Source organism: Pseudomonas sp. CG7, assembly GCF_023701885.1.
GTDB lineage: Bacteria > Pseudomonadota > Gammaproteobacteria > Pseudomonadales > Pseudomonadaceae > Aquipseudomonas > Aquipseudomonas zanjanensis.
Genome location: NZ_JABAEE010000140.1, coordinates 1 through 8,347, shown reverse-complemented (window position 1 = coordinate 8,347; position 8,347 = coordinate 1). Strand labels below are relative to the sequence as shown.

The following is an 8,347-nucleotide window of genomic DNA, read 5'->3' as shown; positions in this document are numbered from 1 at the left end:
ACCCACGAGATGGGCTTCGCCCGCACCGTGGCCAACCGCGTGATCTTCATGGACAAGGGTGAAATCGTCGAACAGGCTGCGCCGAACGACTTCTTCGACAACCCGCAGAACGACCGCACCAAGCTGTTCCTGAGCCAGATCCTGCATTGATCTAGCCTTAGATAATGAAAATAAACCCGGATTTGTCCGGGTTTATTTTTTTGCAGGCTCAATGAGTCGTGAGGGTTTCGTGCTCTTTATGCGCCGTAGTCTTGAATCCTCTCAAGTCTGCACCTTCAGCCAGGGTTCGTGCATCTACGAGCAAATGCGGGTAGCGATCAAGCAGGCGCATCAGCAGCATCAACGCTTTTGGTGGCAATACCTCACCGCGCTCATAGCGGGAAAACGCGTTGTGCCCGCCACCTGACAACAGCGCTACCGCTTCTTTTTGAGAGAGATTCAGTTTGCGCCGGACACGTTTGATCTCTTCGCCAATCATTCGCCTGGCCGCATTGACCAGCTCATCACCGGCGTGGTCATAGCGATCCGAGCAGCTTGAGTCGAGCTCGACTTCGCCGCACATCTGACATTCCCAGCCAGACAAGTCATCGACCCGGCGTTCCAGTCCCTTGACGCTGATGGTTTCGCCGCGACCTTCGAAATGCAACATGCCCTCCGGGGCACCGCAGCTGAAGCATTGCTGGTGTTTCATGAGTTGTTCTCCTTGAAGGAAATTACCGGTGGGCCTCCGCTGGGGCGGTACGTCACTTTCAGGTAAATCTGCAGACCGTGTGAATTGGCGTGGTAGACGTCATGCCAGACTCGATGATCGTCATAGGTGGTCATCGATTTATAGAACTGTTTTCGTTCAAGCCCATGGATGACCTGCTGCATATCCGAGACGTTTAAACCGAGCGTCCGAGCAGTGTTCTTCGCAGTGCTGGTGAAAGCTTTCCCTTTAAGCCGCCTGACATCCGCCTGTATCGCCACCAAGGCGTAATGGGGTGTGTTCTTCTCCATGGAACGGTGTTCCTCGTCCTTAAAATTACCCTTAAAGGGTAATTTTGACTAATCGAAAATTTCGCTCCTTTTCCGTCCCATTGACCCTAGGCAGTTGCCGTCCTACACGAAGCTGACTAACATGTCAGAAAATTCATCCTATGATTGGATGAAAGGGCGGACTCTATGTCAGATATTTCTCCATTAATGAAACGCTCCCTGGTCGATCAGGCCCTGGAACAATTGCGTCGACGAATCAGCGAGGGCGTTTGGGCTGTCGGCCAGCGCTTGCCCACCGAGCCGGAGTTGGTGGCGGAGCTGGGTATCAGCCGCAACACGGTGCGCGAAGCCATGCGCGTGCTGGCGTTTTCCGGTTTGATCGAGATCCGCCAGGGCGACGGCAGCTACGTGCGGGCGGCGGTCGATCCGCTGGATACCCTCAAGGTGTTGTCGCGCTGTTCGCTGGAACAGGCCCGGGAAACCCGGCACATCCTGGAAGTAGAGGCCATTGGCCTGGCGGCGCTGCGGCGTACCGATGAGGATTTGCTTGCCTTGCGCCAGGCGCTGAAAACCAGCGGCGAGCATTACCACGGTGACCTGGAGCACTACATCAAGTGCGACCTGGTGTTCCATCGCCTGCTGGTGGACGCCGCGCATAACCCGGCCCTCAGCGAGTTGTATCGCTACTTCTCCAACGTGATCGGCGCGCAATTGCGCCAGAGCCTCAACATCATTCCCCGTCATCAGCATGTGTTCGATTTGCATATCGAGATTCTCGAAGCCGTCGAACGCCAGGATCCGGAGCGGGCCAAGGCCCTGTGCCGGCAGTTGATCAATGAACCCTGAACCAGAGCTTTCCATGTCCCGCGATCCGCTTGACCGCACCCCTTTGACGCCGCAAAAACGCGCCGCCGAACTCGAAGAACTGTTGATCGACGCCGAAGCCGACGATGAGCAGGCCCAGCAGAGCCACCCGTTGGTACGACGTCCCTGGCTGTTGCTGCTTGGGTTGATTCTGGTGGCGCTGAACTTGCGTCCGGCGCTGTCGAGCATGGCGCCGTTGCTCAGCGAGGTTTCCAAGAGCCTTGGCCTGTCGGCTGCGCAAGCAGGTTTGCTGACGACCCTGCCCGTGCTTTGCCTGGGGTTGTTCGCACCGCTGGCGCCTGTGCTGGCGCGACGTTTTGGCGCTGAGCGCGTCGTGCTGGGCATTTTGCTGACCTTAGCCTGCGGCATCGTCTTGCGCAGTTCGTTCGGCCAGTTCGGCTTGTTCGCTGGCAGCATCCTGGCGGGCGCCAGCATCGGCGTCATCGGGGTGCTGCTGCCCGGCATCGTCAAGCGCGACTTCGCCAAGCAGGCCGGCACCATGACCGGCGTCTATACCATGGCGCTGTGCCTGGGCGCGGCGATGGCGGCCGGTGCGACGGTGCCGTTGAGCGAGCACCTTGGCCACGACTGGGCCTTGGGCCTGGGGTTCTGGGCGGTCCCGGCGCTGCTGGCTGCGGTGTTCTGGGTGCCGCAAGTGGGCGAAAAACACGGTGCCCATCAGGTGGCGGACCGGGTTCGCGGTTGGCTGCGCGTTCCCCTGGCCTGGCAAGTGACCTTGTACATGGGGCTGCAGTCGTCCCTGGCCTACATCGTCTTTGGTGGGCTGCCCTCGATCCTGATTGGGCGTGGCCTGACCCCGACCCAGGCCGGGCTCGTGCTGTCCGGTTCGGTCATCGTGCAACTGATCAGTTCGCTGGCGGCGCCTTGGCTGGCCCCGCGCGGCAAGGACCAGCGCCTGGCCATCGTGGTCGTCATGGTGATGACCCTGGGCGGGTTGTTCGGTTGCCTTTACGCACCCATCGATGGCTTGTGGGGCTGGGCGAGCCTGCTGGGCTTGGGGCAGGGCGCGACGTTCAGCCTGGCGCTCACGTTGATCGTGTTGCGTTCGCGGGACGCCCACGTGGCCGCCAACCTGTCCGGCATGGCCCAGGGCTTTGGTTATACGCTGGCGGCGCTGGGGCCCTTCGCGGTGGGCGTGGTCCACGACTTGACCGGCGGCTGGAATGCCCTGGGCTGGATCTTCGGCCTGATTGGCCTGGGGGCGATCATTGCGGGCATCGGCGCAGGCCGGGCATTGTACGTCGGCGTCAGCAGCGAAAGGGTCACTGACCTTCGTTGATATCATTTTCATGGCGAATGACGATGGTCTTCCCCACGGCGGCAGATTATCGTGCAGGCCTACTGAACCGTTTTCCGGAGCCTGTCCATGAGTGATGCCCACAACGCCTTGATCACCCGTTTTTACCAGGCCTTCCAGCGCCTGGACGCCGACGCCATGAGCGCCTGCTACACCGATGATGTGGTGTTCAGCGATCCAGCATTCGGCGAACTGCGTGGGCGTGATGCCGGTGACATGTGGCGCATGTTGACGACCCGCGCCAAGGACTTCTCCCTGACCTTCGATAACGTGCGCAGCGACGAACGTACCGGCGGTGCGCACTGGGTGGCGACGTACCTGTTCAGCCAGACCGGCAACATCGTGATCAACGACATCCAGGCGCGCTTCGTGTTTCGCGATGGCAAGATCTGCGAGCACCATGACAGCTTCGATCTGTGGCGCTGGTCCCGCCAGGCGCTGGGCACCAAGGGCCTGCTGCTTGGCTGGACGCCGCTGGTGCGCAACGCCGTCAGGGCCCAGGCGCTCAAGGGGCTGCGGGCGTTCCAGGCCAGTCGCTGATAAGATCGCGGTTTGTCCTGGCTCACCTGTTGAACATTTTGTGACGACCGTCGACTTATCCTCCGATCTGCCTGCACAAGGCGCCGCCGAACCGGACAAACCCTGGTTCGTCTACCTGGTGCGGGCCGCCAACGGCTCGCTGTACTGCGGCATCAGTGATGACCCGGTGCGGCGCTTCGCCAAGCATCAAAGTGGCAAGGGCGCGCGTTTCTTCCTGTCCAGCCCGGCAGTGGCCCTGGTGTACACCGAGGCCTGCCGCGACAAGGGCGAGGCCTTGCGCCAGGAGCGGCTGATCAAAAAGCTCAGGAAAAGTGCCAAGGAATGTCTGGTGGCCAGTGCGCTGCCCCTTCATCAGCCTGGCTGATAGGCCTTTATCAGGCCGGTAGGCTGGCCCGGTCAGGCGCGCTAAGCTGAAAGACTTCATTCCTGCAGTGGCGAATCTCATGTCAGAGTTGATTCTTCATCATTACCCGACGTCTCCTTTCGCGGAAAAAGCCCGGCTGTTGCTGGGTTTCAAGGGCTTGTCCTGGCGTTCGGTGAGCATCCCGCCAATGATGCCCAAGCCTGACCTGACGGCGCTGACGGGTGGCTATCGCAAGACGCCGGTGTTGCAGGTCGGCGCGGATATCTATTGCGATACGTCGCTGATTGCTCGTCGACTGGAGCAGGAGAAAGCCTCGCCGGCGCTGTTTCCCGAAGGACGGGAAATGATTGCTGCCTCCTTTGCGGCCTGGGCCGATTCGGTGGTGTTCCAGCATGCCGTGAGCCTGGTGTTCCAGCCTGAATCGGTGGCGGTGCGTTTCGCCAGGCTATCGCCTGAAGCCATCAAGGCATTCATCAGCGACCGCGCCGGGTTGTTCAGTGGTGGCACGACCACGCGCTTGTCCGCCGACCAGGCCAAGCACCAGTGGCCGACGATCATGGCGCGCCTCGAACAACAATTGCAGCGCGAAGAGGGCGATTTTCTGCTGGGCGATCCGTCGATTGCCGACTTCGCCATGGCTCATCCGCTGTGGTTCCTCAAGGGCACGCCCGTCACATCGTCGTTGGTGGACGCATACCCGGCGGTATCGACGTGGCTCGCGCGGGTGCGGGGTTTCGGCCATGGCGCGTCGAGCCAGATGAGTGCCGAAGAAGCCTTGGAAGTTGCCCGAAACGCGAGACCGGCTGCGCTGCCAGATGAGTCGTTCGAAGAGCCTAACGGGTTCACGGCAGGGCAGCAGGTGAGCATCGCCGCGACGGACTATGGTGTCGATCCGGTGGCTGGGGAGTTGCTGTTTGCTGGTAGCGAGGAATTGATCCTGCGCCGGGAAGATGAGCGTGGCGGGGTGGTGCATGTGCACTTTCCGCGGTTTGGGTTTCGGGTCGAGGCCCGATGAACAACGCATGACCTTGTGGGAGCGGCCTTGCTTGCGATGGCGCAGAGCAGTCAATACTGATGCTGAATGTCAGTCCGCTATCGCGAGCAAGCTCGCTCCCACAGGGGATGTGTTGTTCACAGGATCTGCGTTTGCCGCTAATCACTGTGTAGGAGCGAGCTTGCTCGCGATGAGGCCCTCAAGCCTATATCGCGGGCACTTCTTCAGCACCCTGCCTGCATCAGTTGCGGCGCTTGAGCTGATCGGTCAACGACGTCGGCAACCCCTTGATGATCAACGTCCCAGCCTCTTCGTCATATTCGATCTTGGAACCCAGCAGGTGCGCTTCGAAGCTGATGGACAAGCCTTCGGCGCGGCCGGTGAAGCGGCGGAACTGGTTGAGGGTGCGTTTATCGGCGGGGATTTCCGGCGATAGGCCGTAGTCCTTGTTGCGGATGTGATCGTAGAAGGCTTTCGGGCGCTCTTCGTCGATCAGCTCAGAGAGCTCTTCCAGGCCCATCGGCTCGCCGAGCTTGGCCTGGCTGCTGGCGTAGTCCACCAGGGTCTTGGTCTTTTCCCGGGCATCGTCTTCCGGCAGGTCTTCGCTTTCGACGAAGTCGCTGAAGGCCTTGAGCAGGGTGCGGGTCTCGCCGGGGCCGTCGACGCCTTCCTGGCAGCCGATGAAGTCACGGAAGTACTCCGAAACCTTCTTGCCGTTCTTGCCCTTGATGAACGAGATGTACTGGTTGGATTGCTTGTTGTTCTGCCATTCCGACACATTGATCCGCGCCGCCAGGTGCAACTGGCCCAGGTCCAAGTGACGGGACGGGGTCACGTCCAGCTCATCGGTCACCGCCACGCCTTCGCTGTGGTGTAGCAGGGCGATGGCCAGGTAATCCGTCATGCCCTGCTGGTAATGCGCGAACAACACGTGGCCACCCACCGACAGGTTGGACTCTTCCATCAGTTTTTGCAGGTGTTCCACCGCCACGCGACTGAACGCGGTGAAATCCTTGCCGCCCTCCAGGTATTCCTTCAACCAGCCGCTGAACGGATGCGCCCCGGACTCGGCGTGGAAAAAGCCCCAGGCCTTGCCTTGCTTGGCGTTATAGCTTTCGTTGAGGGCGGCGAGCATGTTCTCGATGGCCGTGGACTCTGCCAGTTCGGAGTCGCGGGCATGGAGCACAGCAGGGGTGCCGTCGGGTTTTTTGTCGATCAGGTGGACGATGCAATGACGGATCGGCATGGATTTCTCGGCTGATGAAAGAGAGGAGGGCACGCTCCCCGAAAAAGGGCCCAGTGTACCGCAATCACTGGTTTTGGAACCCGGCAAAGGCCCTTTCAGAGCCGTCCGACAGCCTATATGCAATTTTTTAACGTTTTAGCGCAAGAAAGCTGACCAAATGGGTAGCTAGAGGCGGATATTTCAGAGGCATTGTGCTAGTTTTGCCCGGTCTTACGCGATGTCACTGCGTTAAGCGTGCATTCAGCATCTGTCAGGTCGAACCAAACCCGGTTTTCGGCATCTATTACCCCGATCCGTCGTGGTGATTGCCGAGGGTGCCTGATCCACAGAGATCGGGCTCGATGGCTGACACTGCACTCTGCAATCCATATGAATTTGATAGGGAAGGAACACTACATGGCTCTTACTAAAGACCAACTGATCGCTGATTTGGCTGAATCTGTAGACGCACCAAAAGCTACCGTGCGTGCTCTGCTGGACCAACTGGGCCAAGTCGTTGCCGATCAGCTGGAAAATGGCGGCGAAATCACTCTGCCAGGCGTTGGCAAGCTGAAAGTCACCGAGCGTCCTGCCCGTACCTGCCCTAACCCTTCGACTGGCGCTGCCATCGAAATCGCTGCCAAGAAAGTGATCAAGCTGGTTGTGGCCAAAGGCCTGACCGACGCGGTCAACAAGTAAGACCGCTGTAAAAAAAACCGTGCCTCGGAGCGATCCGGGCACGGTTTTTTTGTGTCTGTGTTTTTTGTGTCGGCGGCGGACACCGTCATCATGGTAGGCGCTCGCTCCCACCTTGGATCAGCGTCGTATTAGCGAACCCAGCGCTCACGCCGCCAGATCTGCTGCTCGGACTTGGTCTGGAAAGTCCACGCCACAAAGCGACTCTGCTTCTGCCCCTGCGACATCTCCACCACCTGGCTCTCCAGTGCGCCAGCCTTCTTCAACGCGGTTTCGATCGCCGGCAGGTTCGAGGCTTTCGACACTAACGTACTGAACCACAAAACCTTGTGTTGGAAGTTCGCACTTTCGGCGATCAACTGCGTCACAAAGCGCGCTTCACCGCCTTCACACCATAACTCCGCCGATTGCCCGCCGAAGTTCAGCACCGGCAGCTTGCGCTTCGGATCAGCCTTGCCCAGGGCCCGCCACTTGCGCTCGCTGCCCTTGGTCGCTTCTTCCATCGAGGCGTGGAACGGCGGGTTGCACATGGTCAGGTCGAAACGCTCGCCCGGTTCCAGCAAGCCGATGAGGATGTGCTTGCGGTTTTGCTGCTGGCGCAGCTGGATGACCTTGTTCAGATCGTTGGACTGAACGATGGCCCGGGCGGCCGCCACGGCTGTCGGGTCGATCTCCGAGCCGAGGAAGTGCCAGCGGTATTCGCTGTTGCCGATCAGCGGATAAACGCAATTGGCGCCCATACCGATATCCAGCACATTGACGATTGCGCCACGCGGCACCTTGCCGTCGTTCATGCTCGCCAGCAGGTCAGCGAGGAAGTGCACGTAATCGGCGCGGCCTGGAACCGGAGGGCAGAGGTAATCCGCCGGGATGTCCCAATGCTGGATGCCATAGAACGCCTTGAGCAGCGCCCGGTTGAACACCCGCACCGCGTCGGGGCTGGCGAAGTCGATGCTCTCCTTGCCGTACGGGTTGGTGATCACAAACTTGGCCAGTTCGGGTGTGCTCTTGATCAGCGCCGGGAAGTCGTAACGACCCTGATGGCGGTTGCGCGGGTGCAGGCTGGCCTTCTCACGCGGCGCCACGGGTTTGGCCTCGGTGGCGGGCTTGGTCTTCTGACGGGCAGGTTTTGGAGCGCGAGGGGCAGGCATGGGCGGGTCGATTCGGGGAGGGTTCAGAAATTGGCGGACATTGTCCCACTATTCAAATGTGGGAGCGAGCTTATGTGGGAGCGAGCTTGCTCGCGATAGCGGTGGGTCAGCTTGCCCTCATGTTGAATGTACTGCCGTCATCGCGAGCAAGCTCGCTTGTATGTTTAGACTTGAAGGGGTGGGCGGGACTAAAAGCTCGATTCCGACTCTAGCCAGT

Annotated in this window: 10 protein-coding genes and 1 pseudogene; 7 read left to right on the top strand and 4 right to left on the bottom strand. The window is 60.0% G+C overall.

Going from position 1 to position 8,347, the window contains the following annotated elements; genetic code table 11:
* Nucleotides 1-150 (top strand): annotated as a pseudogene (gene glnQ / locus HGO40_RS29790) (glutamine ABC transporter ATP-binding protein GlnQ); the annotation flags it as partial.
* A gap of 58 nt (nucleotides 151-208) precedes the next feature.
* Here glnQ and HGO40_RS29785 read toward each other — a convergent pair.
* Together HGO40_RS29785 and HGO40_RS29780 are read right to left on the bottom strand one after the other, a co-directional pair.
* A complete protein-coding gene (locus HGO40_RS29785; protein WP_186705161.1) occupies nucleotides 209-691 on the bottom strand; it encodes a type II toxin-antitoxin system MqsA family antitoxin in 483 nt (160 codons plus the stop codon).
* The gene (locus HGO40_RS29780; RefSeq protein ID WP_250965961.1) at nucleotides 688-999 is read right to left on the bottom strand and encodes a type II toxin-antitoxin system MqsR family toxin; all 312 of its coding nucleotides are present in this window, start codon (nucleotides 997-999) and stop codon (nucleotides 688-690) included. Before HGO40_RS29780 ends, HGO40_RS29785 begins: the two co-directional genes overlap by 4 nt.
* Before the next feature lie 165 nt (nucleotides 1,000-1,164).
* Between HGO40_RS29780 and HGO40_RS29775 the strand changes: the two genes are divergently transcribed.
* From HGO40_RS29775 to HGO40_RS29755, 5 genes are all read left to right on the top strand, one after another.
* Nucleotides 1,165-1,824 carry a FadR/GntR family transcriptional regulator gene (locus HGO40_RS29775; protein WP_250965960.1) on the top strand — a complete coding sequence of 220 codons (660 nt, stop codon included), beginning with the start codon at nucleotides 1,165-1,167 and terminating at the stop codon, nucleotides 1,822-1,824.
* Nucleotides 1,814-3,142, top strand: a complete 1,329-nt coding sequence (locus tag HGO40_RS29770; protein WP_502943356.1) for a CynX/NimT family MFS transporter — start codon at nucleotides 1,814-1,816, stop codon at nucleotides 3,140-3,142. The genes HGO40_RS29775 and HGO40_RS29770 overlap by 11 nt, the downstream gene beginning before the upstream one ends.
* Before the next feature lie 87 nt (nucleotides 3,143-3,229).
* Nucleotides 3,230-3,700, top strand: a complete 471-nt coding sequence (locus tag HGO40_RS29765) for a nuclear transport factor 2 family protein (RefSeq protein WP_186705164.1) — start codon at nucleotides 3,230-3,232, stop codon at nucleotides 3,698-3,700.
* Between the two features lie 40 nt (nucleotides 3,701-3,740).
* Nucleotides 3,741-4,064, top strand: a complete 324-nt coding sequence (locus tag HGO40_RS29760) for a GIY-YIG nuclease family protein (RefSeq protein ID WP_186705165.1) — start codon at nucleotides 3,741-3,743, stop codon at nucleotides 4,062-4,064.
* 79 nt (nucleotides 4,065-4,143) lie between these two features.
* The gene (locus HGO40_RS29755) at nucleotides 4,144-5,079 is read left to right on the top strand and encodes a glutathione S-transferase family protein (protein ID WP_250965958.1); all 936 of its coding nucleotides are present in this window, start codon (nucleotides 4,144-4,146) and stop codon (nucleotides 5,077-5,079) included.
* A 220-nt stretch (nucleotides 5,080-5,299) separates the two neighbouring features.
* On the opposite strand, the gene yejK is transcribed toward HGO40_RS29755, so the two are convergent.
* Nucleotides 5,300-6,304 carry a nucleoid-associated protein YejK gene (gene yejK, locus HGO40_RS29750; protein ID WP_250965957.1) on the bottom strand — a complete coding sequence of 335 codons (1,005 nt, stop codon included), beginning with the start codon at nucleotides 6,302-6,304 and terminating at the stop codon, nucleotides 5,300-5,302.
* A 396-nt stretch (nucleotides 6,305-6,700) separates the two neighbouring features.
* Between yejK and HGO40_RS29745 the strand changes: the two genes are divergently transcribed.
* Nucleotides 6,701-6,982 (top strand): HU family DNA-binding protein, encoded by a 282-nt coding sequence (locus tag HGO40_RS29745; protein WP_250965956.1) that lies wholly within the window; start codon nucleotides 6,701-6,703, stop codon nucleotides 6,980-6,982.
* A 128-nt stretch (nucleotides 6,983-7,110) separates the two neighbouring features.
* Here HGO40_RS29745 and rlmF read toward each other — a convergent pair whose 3' ends face one another.
* Complete coding sequence (gene rlmF, locus HGO40_RS29740; protein ID WP_250965955.1) at nucleotides 7,111-8,130, bottom strand: 23S rRNA (adenine(1618)-N(6))-methyltransferase RlmF; 1,020 nt, start codon at nucleotides 8,128-8,130, stop codon at nucleotides 7,111-7,113.
* Nucleotides 8,131-8,347 lie beyond the last annotated feature (217 nt).